We start from the raw sequence: 23,949 nt of genomic DNA, 5'->3' as shown, positions 1-23,949 counted from the left end.
CCCATAATCAGAACTGAAACATAAAATCGACTTCATGGACTAAAAGAACAAAATTGGCACTATTTTCTGAGAAGTAATTAGAATTAATAACTAAGAATAAATCTTAAAGCCATATATCACAAAAAACCAAGAGGGGGGAAATTAACCCATAAGCGAAGCATCCCGACTAAATTATACTCTCACAATAAAACCGACCACCTATCAACCTACCGCCCACAAATGTATCTTTAGCATGAATATACATCTTGCTGTATAAAACCACCATTTCGCACAATCATCATAATAAATCAACCCAAGAGAATCGTTTGCTCCAACTTAACAGCAAAAACAATTAAACCATAACATACTGAATAATATGATTATAAATCAGGATATAGATAAAAACACATGACACAACTTATATATGATTTGACTTGCCATCAATTTTACATAAAATACGCGCCGTTTACCTGTTAGGTGGCACTTTTTGTTATTTTAATGATATTTGAGGTGTAAGCGTGGCTGACGATAATAATTATAGTCTGGGTCCGGTACCACAGACGGCACGTAAAGGGGTCGTATCCCTGACAATGGTAATGCTGGGATTAACCTTCTTTTCTGCCAGCATGTGGACAGGCGGTACATTAGGTACAGGGCTATCTTTTAATGATTTCTTCCTAGCGGTTCTTATTGGCAACCTCATCCTTGGTATCTACACATCATTCCTCGGTTACATCGGCTCATCGACAGGTCTTTCAACTCACTTGCTAGCTCGCTTCTCATTTGGCTCTAAAGGCTCTTGGCTTCCTTCATTTCTACTCGGTGGTACACAGGTTGGCTGGTTTGGCGTTGGCGTCGCAATGTTTGCTATTCCGGTTCACAAGGCGACAGGCATTGACACTAACATCCTAATCTTAGTTTCAGGATTACTGATGACAGCAACGGTATATTTCGGAATTGCTGCCCTGATGATTCTCTCAGCAATCGCCGTTCCTGCAATTGCCCTACTCGGTGGATATTCTGTATTCGAAGCGGTTGATAGTGCTGGCGGATTGAATGGTTTAAAAGCCATTACACCTGAGACCCCGATTGAATTCTCTACTGCACTCGCGCTTGTGGTCGGCTCGTTTGTTTCTGCCGGTACATTAACCGCTGACTTTGTCCGCTTTGGTAAAAAGCCAATGGGAGCGGTTATCGTAACAATGACCGCTTTCTTTATCGGCAACTCGCTGATGTTTATTTTTGGCGCGGCAGGTGCTGCGGCAACCGGCCAATCAGATATTTCAGAAGTGATGATTGCACAAGGACTACTTATTCCAGCCATCATCGTTTTGGGGCTCAATATCTGGACAACAAACGATAATGCTCTCTATGCTTCCGGCCTTGGCTTTTCAAATATTACAGGCCTATCCAGCAAATACCTTTCCATGGCTAACGGCATCATCGGCACACTATGTGCGCTATGGCTGTATAATAACTTCGTCGGCTGGCTAACTTTCCTATCTGCAGCTATCCCCCCTATTGGCGGCATTATCATTGCAGATTTTTTGAAAAACCGTCATCGTTACAAAGATTTTGCTAACGCTGAATTTAATACGGTTAACTGGGCTGCAATCATAGGTGTCGCTGTTGGTGTAGCCGCAGGTCACTTACTACCTGGTGTGGTTCCTCTCAACGCCGTGATAGGTGGTGCAATCAGTTACCTCATTTTAAACCCTATGCTAAACCGTGAAACAAACGCTCACTCTGCCAAAGCGTAAGGACAATTACACGATGCAAACTTCAACTATGCTAATCAAAAATATCACGCTACGCGGCAAGGATGGCCTGCATCAAATTCTAATTGAAAACGGTGTTTTCAAAACAATTACAGCAACGGATGTACAGCTCAATCATCAAGGCCCAATTATTGATGGTGAAGGAGGTATCGCCATACCACCATTTTGTGAACCCCATATCCACCTTGATACTACCCAGACGGCGGGTGAGCCTAGCTGGAATATATCAGGCACCTTATTTGAAGGTATTGAGCGCTGGGCTGAACGAAAATCAATGCTCTCAATTGAAGATGTAAAATCTAGAGCCAAACAAACTTTAAAGTGGCAAATCGCGAATGGTATCCAGCACGTCCGGACTCATGTTGATGTCTCTGATCCGACTCTGATCGCACTAAGAGCAATGCTGGAAGTGAAAGAAGAGATGAAAGAGTGGGTCGACATCCAAATCGTCGCGTTTCCACAAGAAGGCATTCTCTCCTACCCAAACGGTAAAGAGCTTTTAGAAGAAGCCGTGCTATTAGGGGCAGATGTCATTGGCGCGATCCCTCATTTCGAATTTACCCGTGAATACGGTGTTGAATCGCTGCACTACGTTTTTGAGTTGGCACGTAAGTATGATCGCCTCATTGATGTTCACTGTGATGAAATTGATGATGAACAATCTCGCTTTGTGGAAACACTTGCTGCGCTTGCTCATAAATATCAAATGGGGGATAGAGTTACCGCTAGTCATACCACTGCCATGCATTCCTACAATGGTGCTTACGCGTCACGACTATTTCGCTTATTGAAAATGTCTGGGATTAGCTTTGTGGCCAATCCGCTTGTGAATATTCACCTTCAGGGCCGTTTTGATGATTACCCTAAACGTCGTGGTGTCACTCGCGTGAAAGAAATGCTCGCTTCCGATATCAATGTCTGTTTCGGCCATGATGATGTGTTCGACCCATGGTATCCGCTAGGCACTGCAAATATGATGCAGGTACTGCATATGGGTCTTCATGTGTGTCAGGTGATGGGCTACGATCAAATCAATAATTCATTGGATTTAATCAGCACAAATTCAGCTCGTACTTTAAACCTTCAAGACCTCTACGGAATTGAAGTGGGTAAGCCTGGTAATTTACTCATTTTACCCGCAGATAATGGCTTTGATGCGGTACGTCGTCAGGTTCCTGTTCGTTACTCAGTTCGCGCAGGTAAGGTCATTGCAGAGACACAGCCAGCGATTGCCCATATTCAACTTGATGGTGACAAAGAACACATTACTTTCCGTCGCTAATACCAATCTGGATGAATACGTAATTTGATAATTGCGCCAGAAAAAACCAAAATGCCACCTCGTGGTGGCACTTTGGGCTATCTTGGTCTGCAATTACAGCTTAATTTTACGTCGGCTGACAGCCAGTATAAATAAACCAAACAATCCGGCCAACGGCACGGTTCCACCGCTACTGCCATTATCTATTGCGCACAGATCAAAGCTACCACCTGATGGCTTACAGTTGGTTGTTTCATCATCCTTACCACCACCGTCACCACCGCCTGTGCCACCGCCAGAACCACCCGGAGTTTCATCCTCAATAAAATCAGGATTAGTCACTGGCTGCTCGGGAATAGTACCAACCGTCACTTCTATCCATGGGAAGTAAGTCCCTATCCGCGTATAAAACCCAGGACGACTAACGGAGCCGCATACAGGAGAGCCAACAGGAGCACCACTTACAATACCAATTTGTAACCAATTTCCATCGGCATCTTTTGCTCTTAATGGTCCACCACTATCCCCTTTACAAGAATCTGGGCCGAACTCTAACGAATTACCATCACTGTCAAATAATACCGTCGGTGGAAGTGCGCACACTTTCGTCTTATTCAATGGGCTATCAATGATATAATGAGCTTCATTACCGAGCTCCAATCGAGTGAAGCATTCATCCATCGGCAGAAACGCCAACTCAGCTTCCATTAAACGATCTGAAACACCAGAACCATCACTGTTTGTCGAGCCCCAGCCTGACACTTTAGTATTCTTCGGGCGATCTCTGTCAGACCATTCACTGCCTAGCTGAACATCGATAGCGGCAGCCAGCTCAGGTGATGCTAATTTGATTGGCGTGACTTCATGGCTAGGAAATTTTCGCCCCACTCTTAATAGCGCAAGATCATTATCCAATGCCAACGACAACACATCTGTGGTAATTGTACCATCATTATTTTCAGTGCTTAATATCGTAGCGAAAGGCGAATAGTCTGGGTGGACAACAATATGCGTAACGGTATACAAATACGCAGGATCCTCAACAAGACTGCTATCCGTCCCAACCATGACATTCAATTGACTTGGAGGTAATACGGTAAAATCACCGGATCCTGCTAAATCGTGAACAACACAGTGTGCGGCAGTAAGCACCCAATTATCATTAATAACACTACCACCACAGACATGTGCGGTATCAGATGGTGTATAGCGAATGGATGCCATCCAAGTTTGATTATCCGTTGGTTTTACCGGTATACCACCCACAACGTATCCAGTGACGTCAGATGCTTGTATTGGTATAGATAATGCTGACAGTGAGATGGCCATAAGGCTCGATTTGAATGAGAAATTCATCACAACTATTCCCTTAGAGATGTAATCGGGTGAATCTATCAGGCAGAATCTAATATTGTGCTAAAAAAACGATAAGTTGGGAGTGAGCACTAATTATTAAAACAGCAAATATACATTTACATTTCAAAAATTAGTACTTAATCGAAAATTCACTAATGATACAATCGCTAACTTACAAAGAATAAGTAAGTTATGACCCCGTTACCGGGCATGATACATCTTTAAAATCAATATCCGCGTATGAACCCGTTAAACTGGTTGCTATCGTGGGATAAAAGCCACCATCAACCGCTGTTTGTAAATCACTCATATCAATCGTATAAACAGCTAATCCTAACATTGTAATATCATCCGGGATACAACCTGAATTACCCCCGTCAGAGAAACAGACACTGCCATTTGCAGTAATTTTGCCACAAGTACTCTTATTTACCTTTACGCCTAAATTCTCGAGTACAGCACTATTGGCCTGTGGTAAGTCAGATGGCAGCGTCACGCCCGTATCATTTGCAACATCCGTAATATCATAATATCCCGCAGGAATAGCACCTGTTCCATCAAAACCAATACCAGATACTGAAAATACTCGAACATCACCGTTCAGAGCTGCTTTCACATCCTCTTCTTCACAACCAACAAGCGCCAATGCCGAAAGTAAAAAAATTGCCTTTTTCATATTTATCCCTATTTTTTATCCATAGTAATTAGTCTAGGCATTAATATCTTAGCGCCAAAGTCACCATTTCCCCACAAAACACTTGTATTTTTTTTACATTACCTATTGCATTGCATAACTTTTATACGAGTAGAGCCTTAATTCTGTGATCTTGATCTTGATTCCTTCCCTTATCGAAATTTGATGGCATAATAATAAACAGAACACTTACCTGTATGGTAAAATCCACTATTACACTTCTACGGACTAATCCCATGAGTATTGAATCAATTGTTAAGCAGCGCGCTGGTCATAAATGTGAACTATGTTCTTCAACTGAAGATCTTAACGTTTACGCGGTACCAGCCTCTCCAGACGCAACAGCAGCAAGCAACATCCTAGTATGCGAAAAATGCCGTAGCGAGATCGAAGATGCTGAAACATTGGACCAAAACCACTGGCGCTGTCTGAACGATAGCATGTGGAGTCAAGAGCCTGTGGTACAAGTTATGGCTTACCGCATGCTTAAACGCCTTTCTTCTGAAACATGGGCTCAAGATCTACTAGATATGCTATATCTAGAAGAAGATAAAATTGAGTGGGCAGAAAAAGGTCTGCTTGCTGACGAAGATAAGCCGCGTGATGTGAACGGCGTTGAACTGAAAAAAGGCGACGACGTGACAATCATCAAAGACTTGCCAGTAAAAGGTTCAAGTATGGTAATTAAGCAAGGTACTGCGGTACGTGGTATTAACCTGACTGATGATCCAAAACACGTTCAGGGTAAAGTTAACGGCCAAACTATGTTCATCATTGCTGAATTCTGCCGTAAGAAATAAGTCCTTATGGGTAGTCCATCCTTCTGGACTGCCCATTATCTCCGCTTTAGATCATCAATATATTTTTTAAATTCTGTCGGAACATGCTTCTTCCAAACGTAATGTATGTGCATTAAAGCCGAGATCAATAAGGGCCTCATAAGCCAACCAGACATTATCTGGAATTATTTGCTCGATCGAATAACCGTAAGACGGATACATTTTAATACGCTGCAAATCCCCTAACATTACGTTAATCACATCACTGTATGATAATAACTCATTAGGATAGTCATCAAAGCTTATTGGTGGTGATGTCACTTGCACAACTTTGCCCGGCCACTGCTTCATAAACGTCGCGTAGGTACGTCGCTCCATGAAGGGTTTTTGTACCAATATTAAACGCTCTGGATCTAACCCTTTGCCATCAAGCAAAGCCCGTGTAAATTGAATATTCTCGCCGGTGTTGGTTGATTGAGGCTCTATAATAATAGCGGCTTCTGGTACACCCATATCAATCGCAATTGCAGCAAAAGCCTCTGCTTCTGAGTGTTCAAACAACCCCTTCGTTAGTTCCCCTACACCACCAGAGAAAATAAGATAAGGAGCAAAGCCATCTAAATATAATTTAGCGGCATATTCAGCAACTCTAACGTCATTACTGCAGAGAACAAACAGACAATCACTCGGTGTGATCTTATGATCGAGCTGATGATAGTCCCACACAGTGCAAGCCAGAGCGTGTACTTTACAAGACATAGCAATATTCCTTCATTCAACAGTCATTTTAGAAAATAAAAAACACCGAGTAGAGCACTAAGTTACCTTAAAGGGATAATGCCCAGAGTGTTCAAGCAAAAGTGCTCAAACAAACCTAGCGATGCCACCATTCAGGTGTCAGCGTGCAGTTGTGCTCTCCCGCACTCAACCAGCCTTGTTCGCCTTCAATCGTTAACTGAAGCTGCATTGTGCGCTCGACCATTGCTTCTAATTCTGACAGTGTTTGATCATTAAAATACACCACAGAGACATTACCGTATTGGGTAACTTTAGCCTTATTTTGCTGCCACCACACGGCGGGGGCATTACCACCGTAAACGGCAATTACCACTTTCTTGGCTTTATGTGCCGCTTTTTTAATGCGCTTTTCATCTGGCAATCCCAGATCAATCCACAATTCGATTTCATCGCTGAGACTCTTTGTCCACAATGCAGGCTCATCGGCTTCACAAAGCCCTTTAGTGAATTGCAAATCATCATCTGCATTGAATCCCCACATGATCAGACGCAGCATTAAACGCTGCAACGTTTCTGATGGATGGCAAGCCAGCGTATGTGTTTTATCAATATAAACGTGGCGGTCTAAATCAGCGACGTTAAATTGTGCTTTGTAAATTGTGGCTTTCAGTGCCATAACATTTTTTCCTGAATAAAAATCCCAATCAATGGGAAGAGCTATAGGTCGCAGTGTAATTCCAAGCCTATATGGGTTCAATTTGTATTTAGACTACAAAGCAATATTGTTAGGTAATTTGTGAGTTTGCGGTCAAAATAACAGCACATCTATTCCATATACCCCAATTTCCTCATTATCTAGGCAGGCCAATATCACCGATAACTAACCGCTCTTTATCTGCTTTTGGTAACTGTTTTATTCGATATTCAATCTGCATCGCTAATCGCTTGTCGCCAATGCATTCAAACCAGACTAACGTCAATGGACCTTTGCCTTTAAGATATTTCGCACCTTGAGGCCGAGTTTGATGCTCTTTGAAACGACGTTCGACATCCGTTGTTACACCACAATAAAGCTGGTTCCCGGCCGTTCGAATAAGATAGACCGACCATAGTACTTCTTTTTTCACTATCTCACTCTCTTGTGCCACACACCCTAAATTTTGACTAAAAAGCCCAGCATTGCTGGGCTTTTCGAAATAAAGCGGCTTACGAGCAGGAAGCTATGATGTTAACGATTCCAACAGCTCTTTCAGTTCAGCAACGTCTTGCTTTAACTCTGCCACTTCACTCTCCAGCGCATCGATACGTTCAGTTGTAGGCGACGATACACTAGAAACCGCCGTCGCCGCAGATGAGTGCAGTAATGCCTCAATATCGACATCTCCGCAGAATAAATGTATATAACGACAGTCACGTTTCCCCGCTTCTTTAGGAAGCTTCACCACAAACGGTCCTTTTGGATGGATAGCTAAACCGTCTAATACCGCTTCTGATTCCTTAACATCACTAAATGTACACAACCGATTAGTTCGTGTACGTATTTCTCCTGGGGTTTGTGGCCCTCGCAGTAACATTACGCATAACGCGCCCTTTTCTTGCGCGCTAAACTGAAAGGTACTGAACTCCGTATTACAAAAACGGTGCTGATATTTAGCAACTCGACTGCCAAACCCAGCCGTTACCTCTTGAATAAATCGCTTTGATTTAAGTGCTTCAACGGTGTCTAAAACCGTCGCATCATCGAGCGCCATTACAGGTTCGCGGTTACTTTTTTGATTACATGCTGTCGTCAATGCATTCAATGTCAATGGGTACTGATCAGGCGTGGTGACTTCTTTTTCAAGCAGACAACCAATCACACGAGCTTCAGTTTGTGAAAAGCAAATTTCCATGATCTTCCCTCACCCTTCTTTCTTATAACAATACAAATTCAACTGAAGAGAATAACCAAGCTTACAGCCGATTTTACCTACTGCTGACGATTATTCGTGCTGGTAAGCGTTCGTCACTCATTCACTGGGATTCATACTGACTTGAAGGGAGATTAGCATGTGATGAGACAACAACAAGCACTATCGGAATCAATTGGTGGTAAAACCACCAATTAATCGATGAGTTAGCATATTTTGTTATCTGCATCAAAGAATAGGAAAGATGTTATAGTCAACCAAGTGCTTACTATTTTTGCCTGTTTACTGATGCTGTGGGGATTTATTACAGGATTCGCTCAATCATGTGAACTCTGCTGCGACAAATCGATTACGCCCTTGAGCTTTTGCTTTATACAAAACCTTATCGACAATTTCATACATGTTTTCGGCTGTTTCTAACCCCGTTGGTAACCATGCGACCATCCCCTGACTCACCGTAACAATGTCAGATGTTGTCGATTTTGAATGTGGGATTTCAAGCTGTTGTATCGCGCTTTTCAAGCGTTCACATTCTCGAACCGCACGCGTTTTATCACAATTGCTCAGCAAAATAACAAACTCCTCACCACCATAACGAGCAGCAAGCTCACCAGCACGACTAAAGTTAACCTTTAATTCGTTGGCGACAGCTTGAAGGCAGCGGTCACCTTCGAGGTGACCATAATGATCATTAAACGCTTTAAAATGATCAACATCGATCATAATAATTGCTAAAGGAAAATTATTACGACCATGCCAAGATACCAGCTCATTTAGCTTACTATCCAGAAAACGACGGTTAGCTAATTTGGTTAAACCATCCTCATTCACCTGCTGTGATAATAATTCGTTTGCCTGCTTAAGTTCTTCTGAAGCGTCATTAAGCTGATGACGCATATGTGCGATCCGCTGCATCGCTTTTAGTTTTGCCGCTAGCACTATCTTGTTTACAGGTTTCACCAGGTAATCATCACCACCCATATCGATAGCCTTAGCAATCATCTCTGGCTCATCATGACCACTTAAAAATATAATGGGAACCCAATCGGAATGTGTTGTTCGGATTTGCTTTGCGACCTCTGTCCCACTCATATCTGGCATGCTTACATCCAGCAAGAGCAGATCAGGGTCAAACGACGGGTATTTTTCTATGGCTTCATGCCCTGAGGCTACCGCTTCTACGATATGCCCTAGACGTTGAAGACGCATCGCTAATTGCATCCGTTCAAGATGTACATCGTCAACCAGTAAAATCCGCATCGCTTCCATTGCTTCCATGTAGACATCCCATTGATCTATCTGCCATTCCCTAACCGTATGTATAGCACAAATTAGGACCACTCTCAGTATTGTTAACCTTTTGTGGCTAGCTATTTCTACTAACGTGACAAAAGTAACAAGTTTGAATATGAATATACATTACCTTATGCTCATTTATTGATAACGTATTAATACTATATGGTCGACTAATCCACTTCTGTGGTACTTAAGTACAGTTACAGTTGACATTTACCCAAAGGGCTATAGGATTCCCTCCCTCAAACTATTCATGCTGTAGGAATTAGCGATGTCTGATATTGAAAACAAAGAAGAACTAAACGTTGCAGAAGTAAATTTCACTCTGGATGACTGCTCTCCTGAGCTTCACCATGTCATTAAATTTGAAGAAGTGCCTGAAGAGCTTCATGACATGCTGATCAACGTTTATAAAGCATCTGAACCAACCTCTCGTGAAGCATGGAACCAGTTGCCAGCAAGTGCTCAGAATGTACTAGACAATTTCGAACAGTTTCACGCACTTATTGCGCTAAGCCAATGTTATTCTGGCATCGATTTTCTGGGTGAAATGCAAGAAACTAATAAACCATCAGATATGACGGATGAAGAGTTTACTGATTATAAAGCAGTCACGCTTGATAAAGTACTTCACAATTGCGTTAAAGACATGTGTAAGCAACTTAAGAAAGCGCGCCAAAATCCGCCAATGAAGCGTGAGTTTCAGGAAATTTTCCAGAAGTAAGCAGCTTGACCACAGGGAGGGACTCCTCCCTGTGAACAAACAGTATTTCAACATTAAAATTCTGCAACACAGCGTCTAAGCTAAGTCTATCCATACAAACGTACCTTGGAAGTGAATGAGTAGACCTCTCAGAAAAGATAAGTGGATACTCCGTATTATCGCTATTACGTGATAAAATTAATCCAATGATTCGTTATTTCATCTCCCTATATTGTTATACGGTGTTATCTGATATGCGGTCATGAAGGGATCTAATTACTTGTTTAATCATCATATTGCTCAGTTTGATCATATTATGTCTTGAGGTTTCAATGTCTGGTAAAGAAACATACATATTTATCAATGGACTTTTATTCATTCCTAGTCTTGGTGTCATTCAGTCAGACACAGCAAGCCAAAAACTGAACCTTTCTGAACAATATATTTTGCTATATTTGATACAGCATGCCGACCAACCTGTCACAAAAAACGAGCTCATTCAGGCGGGTTGGCCTGATCGTGTGGTATCAGAAGCATCACTGTTTCAAATCATCCGTAGCTTACGCCTCAAATTACAAGAAAAAACAACCGGTGAGATCATCGCAACACTTCCTCGCGTAGGTTACCAATTAACCCAAGTGACAACCAAAATTTATAACGATGCTACATTGCCAAAACGCAAAACAGACAAACGCCAAATTATTATTTATGCTGTTTTTATTATGTTCACCTTATTCGTATTGGGTACAGCGGGAAACTACTGGCTGACTAGCTATAAATACCCTAAACAGGCCGAAAATTTCACCCGCACCACGATGTTAGACAATAATACCTTAACCCTTATTTCAGTAACTGAAGAAGGGTTAGATGATTTATATCAGAAAATACATACACTCTATATTGAACATAAGAAAAACAACAACACTAAGCATCTCGATAATTTTAAAATCTATGCTTACAAAGGCGACCAAATATACTCTATTGCGTGGTGTCAAATGGACAGTGAGCAAACATGCTTACCACATACTGATATCGCTTATCAAATCAAACCTGTTGATTGGACTTTATTCAATTCTCATCTATTAAACACAACACAGCTCAATCAAGAGATTCCGATTATTGAAACCCAATATGCCAGAGACCCCGTATCGCAGATCCACATACATTTTGTTGATAAATCGGGTATCGACTCCCAAGTGATCTACCGCTACCATTCAAGTGATTCAAGTGATTCAAGTGATTATTCGTCTTTGAATTTTATTTCAGAAAAAAATACAGATTTCTATCACACGCTATCAATCAGTTCCGTTTCGGTAAAAGACATTGAAAATGAGTCACCATTTATGGCTACGCGTGAATTAACACCTGGTATATATAATTGGACATATGAAAACAACCGAATGATCAAAAAAGATCAATCTACCGTTTTAATGATCGAGCGTCTTATAGAAAAGCAATTTAATAATAAAATCGTTTCATATGGCTATTTATTATATCAGCAACCGTCTCTCGATCTTATGCTCAATCATACCTATGGCATTTATTGGGTTCATAACAGTATAAAATAATATTGCTTTCTCTTATAACAACCATTTCCACAAGATAATTCTACTTATGACCTTCATTATTCAGCACAGTAAACAGATTATCCTCTTATTTATCGCTCTCCTATTATCAGGTTGTGCTGTTTATGCGGGACTTAACTTCGATCAACTTTATGGCCCCGCAAGCCCTAGAGAGCGTATATTGACGTCTAACTCACCACTAAGTGACCACTATCTTACTGAAATAAAACCTATTATTGAAAATCGCTGTGTGGTTTGTCACGCTTGTTATGATGCACCGTGTCAACTAAAGCTCTCATCCGCAGAAGGGATTGATCGAGGCGCCAATAAAACAAAAGTGTACGAAGGCACTCGCTTACTTGCGGCCAATACAACGCGAATGTTCATTGATGCCCAGTCAACACAGCAGTGGCGAGAGAAAGGCTTCACAGCAGTCCTTAACGAACGCGAGCAAACCCCAGAAGCAAACACCCAAGCTGGTGTCATGGCCAGAATGCTGCAACTTAAGCAAAACCACCCACTTCCAGAGCAATCAGTCCTTGAACATGACCAGTGGGATTTTTCACTAGACCGTGATCAGCAATGCCCCACCATTGAAGAAATGGCTAGCTACGAACAAAATTACCCTGAATGGGGGATGCCATATGGCTTGCCACAAATCAGTGATGAAGAAAATGCAACACTAACCGATTGGCTGTCAGCGGGCTCACCAATGACTGACGTAGCGCCGCCAAACCAAACAACGCTCGACAAAATCGAACTGTGGGAATCATTCCTAAACGGTGACAGCCTTAAACAACAACTTGTAAGTCGTTATATTTTCGAGCATTTATTTGTTTCTCATCTCTACTTTGATGATGAGAAACAGCCTATTTTCTTTAACCTGGTCCGTTCTCGTACCGCTCCGGGTACGCCAATTGATCTGATTGCTACACGCCGTCCTTTTGATGCCCCTGATGTTGATCGCGTTTATTACCGTTTTCAACAAGTCAGAGAGACCATTGTCGATAAAACACACATGCCCTATGCATTAAGCGCGACAAAAATGGCTCGATTTAACACCCTCTTTTTCAAGCCTACCTACACGGTTTCTGTGTTACCTGGATATAATCCAGACGTCGCAGCAAACCCAATGACAGCCTTCAGCCAGCTACCGGTTAACAGCCGCTACCGATTTCTGATTGATAATGCCCAAAATACCATCATGGGCTTTATAAAAGGCCCGGTTTGCCGAGGGCAACTGGCCCTGAACGTCATTAATGATCGTTTCTGGGTGTTCTTTGTCGATCCAGACATGGCCAATACACCCAGTGTGGATGCCTTTTATACCACGCAAGCACATAACCTGCGTCTGCCTGCTGAGCATGAAAGTAACACCCTGCCTATCACCAACTGGATAGCGTATTCAAAACAACAAGGACGCTTCCTAAGGGCTAAAAACGCCTTCCTAAAGGAAACTTTTAAAAATGGTGAACACCTGACCACGAATTTGATTTGGGATGGCGACAATAAAAATCAGCATGCAAGCCTGACGGTATTCCGCCATTTTGACAGCGCAACGGTGACGAAAGGGTTAGTGGGTACACAACCAAAAACAGCTTGGGTTATTGATTATTCATTACTCGAACGTATTCATTATCTACTTGTAGCTGGTTTTGATGTCTATGGTAATTTTGGCCACCAGCTCGTCACGCGGATGTACATGGACTTTCTCCGCATGGAAGGCGAATCCAATTTTCTCTCACTACTACCGACTGATGTCCGCCATCGGGAGCTCGCAGACTGGTACCAAGGTGCCAACCCACATCTGAGTGATTTTTTGCAAGGTGATATCAATCAGTTTGATCAACCATCTGGCATTATATTTAAATCCCATGATCAAAAGCATGAACTCTTTTCCTTATTAAAAACCAAGCTAGCTTCTGTTCAGCCAAATCGTTTTGATATCACGACGGCAAAACTTGCCCCACAAAGCATTGCGGCCTTGCAATCAATCGATCAGCTTCATGGTACGCGTGCAACATTATTCCCTGAGCTGACATTCATTATGGTCGAGCCTACCGATCCATCCGTACCTCCGCAGTTGTTCACTTTAGTTCGTAACAGCGCGCACAAAAACATATCAAGCTTATTTGATGAAGAATCAAATCGCCAATATGAGAATGACGATGTCACTCTTGTGAAAGGAATTTTAGGCAGTTATCCCGGCGCTTTCTGGCATGTAAAAGAATCTCAACTACCTCAATTAGCCAGTCATGTTATTGCCGTAACGTCGGAACAAGCCTATAAATCGTTGATGGATGAATATGGCTTACGCCGTACAAGCCCTGATTTCTGGTCATTCAGTGATAAATTAAACCAGAACTACCAAAAGAATCACCCGATTGAAGCAGGGCTGCTGGATTATAATCGCCTGCAAAATCGATAGTAGAAGCCAATAAACTCTCGCTGACTTTCACGTCTTGGGGTAGTTTAAAGGGAAATAACATAACAATGAGTAAAGTCATGCTAGGCACACTAAATAAAATGAGATCGAAACTGGGTGAAGTGGTTGAATATCACCTACCGATTGGTGATCAGCTTCTGGCCTTAAACCCACTCATTGGGAAACAGTTAAAACTCACGTTTACCGGTAACATTTACTGTAATGCTTGCGGAAAAAAAACAAAAAAGAGTTACTCGCAAGGCCACTGTTTTCCGTGTATGAAAAAGCTCGCCCGATGTGACATGTGCATCATGAAGCCAGAGACCTGCCATTACGACAAAGGGACTTGCCGCGAGCCTCAATGGGGAGATGAGTACTGCATGGTGCCACACTATGTCTACCTATCTAATACGTCAGCGCTAAAAGTCGGTATTACCCGTCATACACAGCTACCTACGCGTTGGATAGATCAAGGTGCGACACAAGCGCTGCCAATATTGAAAGTTAAAACACGTCAAATTTCAGGCTTAGCTGAAATTGCGCTCGCTGAAATGGTGGCAGACAAAACAAACTGGCGAACAATGCTTAAAGGGAACAATAGCGAAATATCGCTTAAAGATGAAGCTAATCGGCTGCTTCCCGCGATAGAACAGCGTCTCAATGAATTACTGGAAATCTACGGTCACGATGCCGTTGAAAAACTCGATGAAGAGATCGTGAACATTCACTACCCTGTCGATACGTTTCCAACCAAAATAAGCTCTCATAATTTCGATAAAGACCCAATTGTCGAAGGTGTGCTTATTGGTATCAAAGGTCAATATCTGATTTTTGATTCTGGTGTCATTAACATTCGCAAATTTACCAGCTATGAAATAACTGTCGAAACCACTGAAGACAAGTAAAACTGGGTAACGGCTGATCCTCTTCAGCCGTTTCCTCAAACACCCATCTGTCATTTTTTTGCTTTAGGCTGAACAAATTTCCTTTTACCATCCACCACAGCGACATCTCGAATAAAGTTATCCCCCAATACCATCTGTTTACCATCTGTTAAAGCAACCTCTGCCAGTTCATCCAGCTCACCTAACTTCACTCGAAGTTTTACGACCGCCTGACGACTATCACTGTCCTTCTGCCCCCACCAACGCTCAACGGGCAGTTCGAGTTTTTCATCCCCGGTACTGAAACTTACCCAATCAACCCCATCTCTTTCAAAGTCTTGTAAATCACTCACACCCATCATTGATACTTTCTGATCTGACTCAATTTTCGCCTTGATGTATTGCTTTGATTGAGGCAACCACACCCATTCCTCACTTCCCAGGATCAGCTTTCCATCATGCGTTTTTGTCACCGTGCGGACAGACATAGCTTTCTGTTTTTGCTTAGGCTTAGCTTTCACCTCTGGTGTAGGTTCAACAGAAATAGGTCTCGGTTGAGGAAGAACAACGGGTTCTATCGCAACAGGTAGAACGGTAGGTTCGGGTTCAACAACCCTAACCTCTGGTTTAGCGGTTGATTCCGGCTCAATAATCGGTGCCTTTTGCTGAGCGCATCCAACAATCAACGTAAGAGAAAAATAAGCACTGGCTTTGTTCATTCTTCTTACTCCCCTACAATATCAGTATATTTCAGAATAACTGACTATATACCCCGTCGCTCAATATGCATTTCACTAATAATGCATCGGCATCGTGATAAATAATTAATAATATTGATTGTAGACTCGATTGAAGTTATCAAATTTCTTTAACATCCATTCTTCATCATACCACCCCATATTGCGACTATGTTTGGCATCATCCCATAAACTATAGAACCAACGGCGCACCTCAAAGCCTGATTCTAATGGATATACTGTGCGATAATGCTCGGCAAGATTTAGCTCTGGTCGAACATCGTAGAGATGAAAAAGATCCATTTCACGATGTTTAAAGCCCACATCACAAGGGTCAAGAATAGCGGATACCTTGAAAGTTTTTGGATCAAACATGACATTGCCGACATGGCAATCATCATGAACTAGAGACGCCGGCGAAGACACATCGGATAATAGTGCCCCTCTAATTTCCCATAACTGTTTATACGCAGCTTTAAGGGATGGTGAAAATGGCGACGCCTCACTCATAAGATAACGATACACGGAATGCATCCACCCATCAAAAGCATCTATCAAATCAAGAGTATAAACCCCAGTTTCAACCTCAAACCCTGATTCAGACCCCTTATCATGAAGAGTCAGTAATAATTCAGTGTAACTGTTTCTAAATGCGGTAATCGCCTTACTATCATCGGGGAGTTGATGTGCAGGCACACCGTCTACCCACTCAAGCATCAAGAAATTAAATCCCTCCTCACGGCCAAAAAAAAGCACCCGAGGAACGGGACATGGCAGTGTGGACCTTAGACGATCAAGGCCTTCAACCTCTTTGGCTAGCCGGCCAATTTCTCGTGAGAATTTAACAACAACCTTCACTTTTTTTGAAGCTAAAAAGACAACCCAACCATAAAAGGTCTCTTCTATCTTACTTAACTCCGGAGCTTGCCGAAACATCGTTTTAAAGGCAAATTCAGCGATCTGCTTAAGCCTTATTTTATTCATCGACACTCCTTAACGCTATGCAATATCTCTTGACATTCCCATGAGGAATATAGTGTAAACCAATGAATTAATTATAATTATCCACTCACCAGCCATTTATACAATAGCGCGTTAAACATAAAATTTGGGTCAATTTAGTCAAATATGAGCCCGAGCTCTCACAAATTTTATTCCTGAGTAAACAAATCAAGCTCGATATATTATTTGACATGGATCCAAAGTATTACAATAAAAAAATTGAACAAAAACATCTTCACTAACGATCGCACCAACAACCACCTCTGGAATTTACTGTCCTTTAATTATCCCCATAAAGAATACAAAAGAACTGAAAACCGTCGCGATGATCAGCATACACTCTATAGTCCGGTAATCCAGAACAGCGCAATTAGTCCTGAATCGCGACACCAATGGCGTCAGACAAAGACTGAAGCTGTTGCTCAGTCTCTAATCTGACAGACCAATTGACCCCTGATCCCATGGCTGTGACCACATTTGCCCCTTTTCCAATTAAGCTCACATCATCAACCATCGCCTGTAATGTCACGCGAGCCGAACCATTAAGTCGTACAACTAATTCATGCTGGTTTGCAATGATTCGTCCTTCAGAGAATTCAATGTTCATCTTTCACCTGCTCACGCTTATGTTTCATCACTGCCATGGTCAAACGACTACTGCAAACAAGGTGACCACGAGAATCGGTAATTTCAATCTGCCACACTTGAGTTGTCGCCCCAAGGTGTAGTGGTATTGCAGTGCCGGTGACAAAACCCTCTCGCATCGCTCTGATATGGTTAGCATTGATATCAAGCCCAACACAATATTTTCCATCGTCCACGCACATGTTGGCAGCGATCGAACCTAACGTTTCAGCTAATACAACGGAAGCGCCACCATGGAGCATGCCCAATGGCTGATGAGTTCGAGGCTCTACCGGCATCACTGCAGATAAACTGTTATCGTCAAAATCACTGTATTCAATTCCCAGATGAGAAACTAATGTATTGATCGATGTATGATTCAAACTCTCAAGTGTGAATGACTTTTTCCAAATACTCATTAGGTTAACCAAACAAACAAATTTGTGATGAATAATACAGGATATGTATAATTCCGCTATTGCGGTTTTCTAAACTTATATGAAAGGAGTCATTCATGGATCGCTTTCACCCTTTATTTATTTCGAGCGTTATCGCTTCAACATTGATTTTATCTGCTTGCAGTAGCTCTCCGACAGGACGTCAACAGGTGCTGCTATTTTCCGAACAAGATATGTCCCAGCTTGGTACGCAATCGTTCGATACATTAAAGGATCAAGAAAAAATCAATACGGATCCGAAAACTAACCAATATGTGCAATGCATCACTGATGCGCTGACCTCAAAGTTAGGCGGAGAGCTAAATCAACAACAATGGGAAGTGGTCGTTTTTGATAGCGACCAAGTCAACGCTTTTGCCCTTCCTGGCGGCAAAATTGGTGTCTACACAGGCTTAATGAATGTTGCTGCTAATCAGGATCAACTTGCCACTGTCATCGGGCATGAAATTGGCCATGTGATGGCACATCATAGTAATGAGAGGCTGTCTCGTTCTAAATTGGCTAATTTAGGGTTACAACTTTCAAGCATCGCCATCAGCGGTACTCAATATCATGATGCAGCCATGGCAGGTTTAGGCTTAGGGGTGCAGTATGGCGTTCTTATGCCTTATGGCCGCTCGCAAGAGTCCGAGTCAGATATTATTGGCTTACGCCTAATGGCAGAAGCAGGATTTAACCCAAGTGAAAGTGTCAGCCTCTGGAAAAATATGGCGAAAGCTTCCGGTGGAAACCAGCCACCTGAATTACTGTCTACTCACCCATCTCATTCAACTCGAATTGATGAACTTAAAGCTGAGATAAATAAACTTCCTCGTTATAATACGCCTCGGCCACAGTGCACAAGATAAATCATACTCATTGATCAAGTTACTACTCAATCATTTGTATAGTAAGACTATTAGATGCTTATGTGAGTTGATATCAAAGCACCTTGAGCGGTGCTTTTTTATTCTGACACGTCCTCCCCAACTTACCTGAGTAACACGCATGAACCTTGATACAAAATGGTTAAAAGATTTTCTAGCGCTAGCAGAAATACAGCATTTTTCTCGTGCCGCAGAAGCAAGGCACATCACTCAGCCCGCTTTTGGACGTCACATTCGAGCACTAGAGAAAGCGGTTGGTCACTCCCTTATCGATCGCTCTACAACACCGATCAGTCTAACCCCTGCAGGCCGCCAGTTTCGCACAATAGCCAGAAACATGGTCGCCCAAATGGAGGATGGTCTCAAAATTCTCAGTGGTATTGAGCAACCCCTTCAAAATCCGGTTCGCATAGCGACTCCGCATTCATTATCATCACCGACCTTGTTGGACCTCATTGAGCATATCAACCAAGATCAAGACATACATTTCTCTATTGATATTTTGCGTGTTGATATGGCCATTGAATCACTCACCCAAGCAAACTGTGATTTCTTTCTTGGCTTTGAAATTCTGTCGCTACTCCAACCCCCTTTTCAAAGTTTGTGTATTGGTCACGGTGACTTTCTACTGGTATCTGCAACGGATACGCAAGGCAAAGCTGTTTTTGATCCACTTTCTCAGCCGACACCGCTTATCCGCTATAGTGCTGACTCATACAGCGCTAGACTGATAGAGCAATATCAGCCAACACTTAAACTGCTTGATACTTATCCAGTCTTTGAAAGTTCCATGTGCCAACTGCACAAAGAGATGGCAATAAGAAAAAAAGGTATTGCATGGATACCTGACGCTCAGATCCAGAATGAGCTAATGACACACACTTTGGTTGCTATTGAGCCACAGCATTTCAGACTTCCCTATCAAATTAGACTCTATCGTAACTCAGCCCCACTACGAAAAGAGGCTCAAACATTGTGGCATCTACTTGAGCAACACATTAGCGATGGCTGGCAAGTCAATCATCCATGGTGTTTACAACGCTAATCTCATTAAACAAGACAGTTTTAGATACATTAAGGCATCGCTAGTAGAGTTCAGTGCCGAATCGGCACTGACATACCATTATTTGCATTTCACATTTTAATGAATCGGGTAGATACTCCGCGAAAAGCAAACGTTTGCGCGAATGTTGCGTCAAAGAGGTTAACGTGGAACTTGCTCAAATTACACTGACTGAATTTTATCATCAGTTTCCTAAAGCTGACCTTCACTACCATTTACTCGGTGGTGTACGGATGGAAACCATGCTGGCACTGGCTAATAAATACAGCGTTGAACTACCTGTAAGTGAAGCTAAATGCTATTACCGAGCCCACCAGCATGAAAGCGGCACGGTTAAAGGCGGCATCGAGGCGTTAACATTTTTATACCAACTCATGCGAGAGCCAGAAGACTATTTTCAAGTATTACTGGAAGTCGCTGAAGATGCCCATGCCTGTGGCGTCCGTTATATTGAAACATTTTGGAACCCGAGTGATACCCCGCTGTCATACCCAGCGGTGACGCAAGCACTTGCTGAAGCGATTGATCTTATTGAGCATAAAATGGGGCTTATTGTACGCCTGATTCCCTCAATCAATCGCGAAAAATCCCCTGAGACTGCGGTTGATATGGTGGAAGAAATGATTGCTTTCCCGCACCCGTACGTTCTTGGAATTGGGATTGATTACAAAGAACACGATGCACCTGTCGAGCAATTCTGGAAAGCGTATCGACTGGCTCAGTCTCATGGACTCAAGCTCACCGCTCACTGTTCAGAATTCGGACTGCACTGGAGAAATGTAGAAACTGGCGCAGAACTTATCCATGTCGATCGCATTGATCACGGGTATACCATCATTAATAATTCGGCATTAACTACACGTTATGCGAGACAAGGCCTCCCTTTTACGGTTATTCCTTCTAACACTTACTACTTCAAACTATGGCCAGACCACCAACAATGGTGCCAGAACCATCCCATTAGGAAAATGGCAAAAGCCGGACTAAAGATTATCCCGTGTACTGATGACTGGCATATTCATGACACAACCAGTGCCAACTGCTATCGAGTAATGGTTGAAGACTTTGGATTTGATCTTGATAGTCTACGCCAAATGATGGTTAACAGCATTGAGACAAGTTGGATAGCCGACCCCATCAAACAGCAATGGCTAAATGAATGGTGCAATGAATTCGATAGCCTAAGAGCATCGCTGATCTCAGAGCCTGTTATCGCTCCTGAACAATTAATCCAATATCGACGTTAAATTTTCACTGAATCACGCTTCATTAAAACTTCTAGAGGGAATCTATGGAAACGGCTGCAAAAAAAACGGGGTTTAGCATAGCAACCTGGTTTGATTTTAAAGGTAATAAAACCAACCTTCGAACCGAGATCATTGCGGGTCTCACTACATTCGCCACAATGGCCTACATGGTTGCCGTTGTACCCAATATGCTAAGTAAAGGTGGGATCCCATTCAATAGTGCGCTCACTGTTACTGTGTTAATGACAGTAATTACAACCATTGCGATGGCACTCTATACCAATCGTCCATTTGTTCTTGGCCCTGGGCTAGGCAGTGTCGCTATTTTTTCTTTTACACTGCTTGGAAACGATGTTCCATTGAGCATTGCAGCCGGTATCGTCTTTATCAGCGGCGTACTCTTTATGCTGGTATCATTTCTTGGAATTCGTGACTTTGTCGTTCGCATTATCCCGCACAGTGTGAAAGTCTCTGTGGGTGTAGGGATTGGTTTATTTATCGCTTTACTCGGCTTCAAACAAGCCGGTATTGTCATTGCCGATCCTCGCAAAAACGTGCTGATTTTCGGCGATTTAGCATCCCTTGATGTCATTGTTGCCATTCTCGGTTTTTTTATGGTGCTCTTTTTTGTTTCCCGTAAAATTCAAGGCGGCATTATTGTCGCGGTACTGCTAACAACATTAATTAGCTTACCCCTAGGTATTACAGCTATTCCTGACACTCTGTTTAGTATACCCGGAAGCATTGATGACATGTTCTTCCAGTTGGATGTCGTGGGTGCATTGAGTCCGGTTTATCTGCCTTTCCTATTGGCTTTCTTTATCCCTGATTTTTTCTCTACCCTTGGAGCACTACTGGGTATTGGCGCGCAGGCTGGCTATCTCGACAAAGATGGCAATCTACCTGGTATTGAAAAAAACTTTCATGTTGATTCCTGTGCAACAACATTCGGCGCCCTATTTTCTTGTCCGGTGCTAACAACCTACGTAGAAAGCTCGGCGGGGGTTGAATCTGGTGGGCGTACTGGTTTTACCGCATTAGTCACCGCTGCTTGTTTTACTCTGACACTATTTTTAGCACCACTTGCAGGAATGATCCCGACGGTTGCGACGGCACCTGTACTCATGTATATCGGTATCGCCATGATGAGCTCAATGAGAAAGATCAACTACGATGATATCACGGAGTATCTACCGGCCTTCGTCTGTGTAGTAATGAGCGTTTTTAGCTTTAACGCAGGAAATGGCATAGCAGCAGCCATGCTAGTTTATGCATTCCTTAAACTCACAACGGGTCGTTACAAAGAAGATCACTGGTCTGTCTATCTTATTGCCACATCGATGATTTATTACTTCTACATCATTTCATCACACTAATTGTGGCAAACAAAAAAGACCGGTAAATATATACCGGTCTTTTTTGATACATAAAACGACTATCTTTAATTACTAAGCCCTTCTAATTTATCACTCAGATCACTGGCGGCATCAGCCGCTCTATCAGAAGCATCTTCAAATACATCATGCACTTCTTCAAATTGTCGCGAGTCGGTAAGATCTTCAATCTGATCTTTATAAGTCACACCGATATAGATTCCTAAGGCAATAAGAGCGACGACGAGATATTTCAACATGTTTATACTCTATACTATTCATTAAAAACAAGGCATGTCCGGTTAGGATTTCAATCCAAGGCATTGATGATAAAGACAAATAATGTCTATGGCCTTATCGAACCAAACTGATCAATGATTTGCCCAGTAACCACTCCAGCTCTTTTTCACTCTCATCACCAAAACGCTCCTGACACATAGCATACAATCGCTCTATACCGCGCTTAGAAAACTCACTGGTTGTTTCTGCAGATGCGATATGATGGAACAACAAGCGTAATGTTGCGCTGAATTTTTCATTGTCTAATGCTGCAATCCAACTCGCAACAAACCCATCTAAGCCTTGATCTAGATCTAACTGCTCAACAAAAAGATTAAAAATCCGTCCATCAAGGGCTGTCGCAAAATCCTGTTTTTTAGGGAAATGATGGCTGATCCCAGTTCGGGAAATACCTGTCTGCTTACTTATTGTTGTATATGACATTTTGTCATAACCCAATGTCAAAATCTGATCGACGACCGCATCCATAATCGTCTGAATGGTAATTTCTGTATCTTCTTTACTACGCTTAGGCATAATGCGTTGACTCTATTCTTTATTAAATCAACAAAATACCCACAATCAGCCTGTGGGTCATTTAACGATCTTTATGATTAATCAAACCATAACTGACATAAAACGATAAACCAAGCAAAAACATATCACATAGCGACCAAAACAGACAGTGTGCCCCACTCTCACAATCTAAAAAACATAACGTTAAAGTAAGCCCTTTACTTTACTGATGAAATAATCAGAAGAAAATTCACACACTTGTTTGAAATTTGTCCTATTTTTGTAATTGGGATGTAGTTATTTTTATCGATTTTTAGGAGCATATCGTGTTATTCAAACAAAAAGATTGACAATAATCACTTGACGGACCAGATGATTTCGCTTTATTTTAACAAAGACATAACAAATAGAAGGAC

Annotated in this window: 24 protein-coding genes; 11 read left to right on the top strand and 13 right to left on the bottom strand. The window is 42.3% G+C overall.

The features are described 5' to 3' along the window. Positions 1-497: 497 nt before the first annotated feature. Positions 498-1,739 carry a cytosine permease gene (gene codB, locus L4D12_RS16245; RefSeq protein WP_428448896.1) on the top strand — a complete coding sequence of 414 codons (1,242 nt, stop codon included), beginning with the start codon at positions 498-500 and terminating at the stop codon, positions 1,737-1,739. Between the two features lie 13 nt (positions 1,740-1,752). Continuing rightward, a complete protein-coding gene (locus L4D12_RS16240; protein ID WP_428448895.1) occupies positions 1,753-3,039 on the top strand; it encodes a cytosine deaminase in 1,287 nt (428 codons plus the stop codon). A gap of 93 nt (positions 3,040-3,132) precedes the next feature. On the opposite strand, the gene L4D12_RS16235 is transcribed toward L4D12_RS16240, so the two are convergent. After that, the gene (locus L4D12_RS16235; protein ID WP_428448894.1) at positions 3,133-4,374 is read right to left on the bottom strand and encodes a S1 family peptidase; all 1,242 of its coding nucleotides are present in this window, start codon (positions 4,372-4,374) and stop codon (positions 3,133-3,135) included. A 190-nt stretch (positions 4,375-4,564) separates the two neighbouring features. Then, positions 4,565-5,050: a hypothetical protein gene (locus L4D12_RS16230; RefSeq protein ID WP_428448893.1), complete on the bottom strand. Its 486-nt coding sequence runs from the start codon at positions 5,048-5,050 to the stop codon at positions 4,565-4,567. Positions 5,051-5,304: 254 nt separating this feature from the next. Here L4D12_RS16230 and L4D12_RS16225 point away from each other — a divergent pair, with 254 nt between their 5' ends. After that, a complete protein-coding gene (locus L4D12_RS16225) occupies positions 5,305-5,868 on the top strand; it encodes a PhnA domain-containing protein (RefSeq protein ID WP_428448892.1) in 564 nt (187 codons plus the stop codon). Positions 5,869-5,934: 66 nt separating this feature from the next. On the opposite strand, the gene L4D12_RS16220 is transcribed toward L4D12_RS16225, so the two are convergent. From L4D12_RS16220 to L4D12_RS16200, 5 genes are all read right to left on the bottom strand, one after another. After that, on the bottom strand, positions 5,935-6,606 hold the full coding sequence (locus L4D12_RS16220; RefSeq protein WP_428448891.1) for a YdcF family protein: 672 nt from the start codon (positions 6,604-6,606) through the stop codon (positions 5,935-5,937). 115 nt (positions 6,607-6,721) lie between these two features. Continuing rightward, the gene (locus L4D12_RS16215; RefSeq protein ID WP_428448890.1) at positions 6,722-7,261 is read right to left on the bottom strand and encodes a YaeQ family protein; all 540 of its coding nucleotides are present in this window, start codon (positions 7,259-7,261) and stop codon (positions 6,722-6,724) included. Between the two features lie 175 nt (positions 7,262-7,436). Continuing rightward, positions 7,437-7,715: a GIY-YIG nuclease family protein gene (locus L4D12_RS16210; RefSeq protein ID WP_428448901.1), complete on the bottom strand. Its 279-nt coding sequence runs from the start codon at positions 7,713-7,715 to the stop codon at positions 7,437-7,439. Positions 7,716-7,805: 90 nt separating this feature from the next. Then, entirely contained in the window at positions 7,806-8,477 is a 672-nt protein-coding gene (locus tag L4D12_RS16205; protein ID WP_428448889.1) for a YceH family protein, read from the bottom strand. Positions 8,478-8,816: 339 nt separating this feature from the next. Beyond that, on the bottom strand, positions 8,817-9,764 hold the full coding sequence (locus L4D12_RS16200; protein ID WP_428448900.1) for a GGDEF domain-containing response regulator: 948 nt from the start codon (positions 9,762-9,764) through the stop codon (positions 8,817-8,819). Positions 9,765-10,062: 298 nt separating this feature from the next. On the opposite strand from L4D12_RS16200, the gene L4D12_RS16195 reads away from it, so the two are divergent. The 4 genes from L4D12_RS16195 to L4D12_RS16180 all read left to right on the top strand — a co-directional run bounded on the left by L4D12_RS16195 (position 10,063) and on the right by L4D12_RS16180 (position 15,389). Continuing rightward, a complete protein-coding gene (locus tag L4D12_RS16195; RefSeq protein ID WP_428448888.1) occupies positions 10,063-10,515 on the top strand; it encodes a DUF3069 domain-containing protein in 453 nt (150 codons plus the stop codon). Positions 10,516-10,826: 311 nt separating this feature from the next. Continuing rightward, a complete protein-coding gene (locus L4D12_RS16190; RefSeq protein ID WP_428448887.1) occupies positions 10,827-12,062 on the top strand; it encodes a winged helix-turn-helix domain-containing protein in 1,236 nt (411 codons plus the stop codon). A 46-nt stretch (positions 12,063-12,108) separates the two neighbouring features. Further along, the gene (locus L4D12_RS16185; protein ID WP_428448886.1) at positions 12,109-14,487 is read left to right on the top strand and encodes a fatty acid cis/trans isomerase; all 2,379 of its coding nucleotides are present in this window, start codon (positions 12,109-12,111) and stop codon (positions 14,485-14,487) included. A gap of 65 nt (positions 14,488-14,552) precedes the next feature. After that, positions 14,553-15,389 carry a DUF2797 domain-containing protein gene (locus L4D12_RS16180; RefSeq protein ID WP_428448885.1) on the top strand — a complete coding sequence of 279 codons (837 nt, stop codon included), beginning with the start codon at positions 14,553-14,555 and terminating at the stop codon, positions 15,387-15,389. A 50-nt stretch (positions 15,390-15,439) separates the two neighbouring features. Here L4D12_RS16180 and L4D12_RS16175 read toward each other — a convergent pair whose 3' ends face one another. The 4 genes from L4D12_RS16175 to L4D12_RS16160 form a co-directional block, all read right to left on the bottom strand. Further along, positions 15,440-16,087, bottom strand: coding sequence for a putative ATP-dependent zinc protease (locus L4D12_RS16175; protein WP_428448884.1), 648 nt, complete (start codon positions 16,085-16,087; stop codon positions 15,440-15,442). Positions 16,088-16,192: 105 nt separating this feature from the next. Next, positions 16,193-17,089 (bottom strand): phosphotransferase, encoded by an 897-nt coding sequence (locus L4D12_RS16170; protein WP_428448883.1) that lies wholly within the window; start codon positions 17,087-17,089, stop codon positions 16,193-16,195. A 388-nt stretch (positions 17,090-17,477) separates the two neighbouring features. Continuing rightward, entirely contained in the window at positions 17,478-17,714 is a 237-nt protein-coding gene (locus tag L4D12_RS16165) for a DUF3389 domain-containing protein (protein WP_428448882.1), read from the bottom strand. Then, entirely contained in the window at positions 17,704-18,150 is a 447-nt protein-coding gene (locus L4D12_RS16160) for a hotdog fold thioesterase (protein WP_428448881.1), read from the bottom strand. The genes L4D12_RS16165 and L4D12_RS16160 overlap by 11 nt, the downstream gene beginning before the upstream one ends. Before the next feature lie 95 nt (positions 18,151-18,245). Here L4D12_RS16160 and L4D12_RS16155 point away from each other — a divergent pair, with 95 nt between their 5' ends. The 4 genes from L4D12_RS16155 to L4D12_RS16140 all read left to right on the top strand — a co-directional run bounded on the left by L4D12_RS16155 (position 18,246) and on the right by L4D12_RS16140 (position 22,741). Further along, positions 18,246-19,037, top strand: coding sequence for a M48 family metallopeptidase (locus L4D12_RS16155; RefSeq protein ID WP_428448880.1), 792 nt, complete (start codon positions 18,246-18,248; stop codon positions 19,035-19,037). 139 nt (positions 19,038-19,176) lie between these two features. After that, positions 19,177-20,100 carry a LysR family transcriptional regulator gene (locus L4D12_RS16150; RefSeq protein ID WP_428448879.1) on the top strand — a complete coding sequence of 308 codons (924 nt, stop codon included), beginning with the start codon at positions 19,177-19,179 and terminating at the stop codon, positions 20,098-20,100. 164 nt (positions 20,101-20,264) lie between these two features. After that, a complete protein-coding gene (locus L4D12_RS16145; RefSeq protein WP_428448878.1) occupies positions 20,265-21,365 on the top strand; it encodes an adenosine deaminase family protein in 1,101 nt (366 codons plus the stop codon). A gap of 44 nt (positions 21,366-21,409) precedes the next feature. Then, entirely contained in the window at positions 21,410-22,741 is a 1,332-nt protein-coding gene (locus tag L4D12_RS16140) for an NCS2 family permease (protein WP_428448877.1), read from the top strand. A 65-nt stretch (positions 22,742-22,806) separates the two neighbouring features. Here the strand turns inward: L4D12_RS16140 and L4D12_RS16135 are convergent, their stop codons facing one another. Both L4D12_RS16135 and L4D12_RS16130 read right to left on the bottom strand, forming a co-directional pair. After that, positions 22,807-22,998, bottom strand: coding sequence for a YtxH domain-containing protein (locus tag L4D12_RS16135; RefSeq protein WP_428448876.1), 192 nt, complete (start codon positions 22,996-22,998; stop codon positions 22,807-22,809). Between the two features lie 94 nt (positions 22,999-23,092). Beyond that, positions 23,093-23,554 carry a TetR family transcriptional regulator gene (locus tag L4D12_RS16130; RefSeq protein WP_428448875.1) on the bottom strand — a complete coding sequence of 154 codons (462 nt, stop codon included), beginning with the start codon at positions 23,552-23,554 and terminating at the stop codon, positions 23,093-23,095. Positions 23,555-23,949 lie beyond the last annotated feature (395 nt).

The sequence above is a fragment of the Photobacterium nomapromontoriensis genome (assembly GCF_050336815.1).
In the GTDB taxonomy this organism is placed as follows: Bacteria; Pseudomonadota; Gammaproteobacteria; order Enterobacterales; family Vibrionaceae; genus Photobacterium; species Photobacterium nomapromontoriensis.
This window is presented reverse-complemented; position numbering and strand designations above follow the sequence as displayed.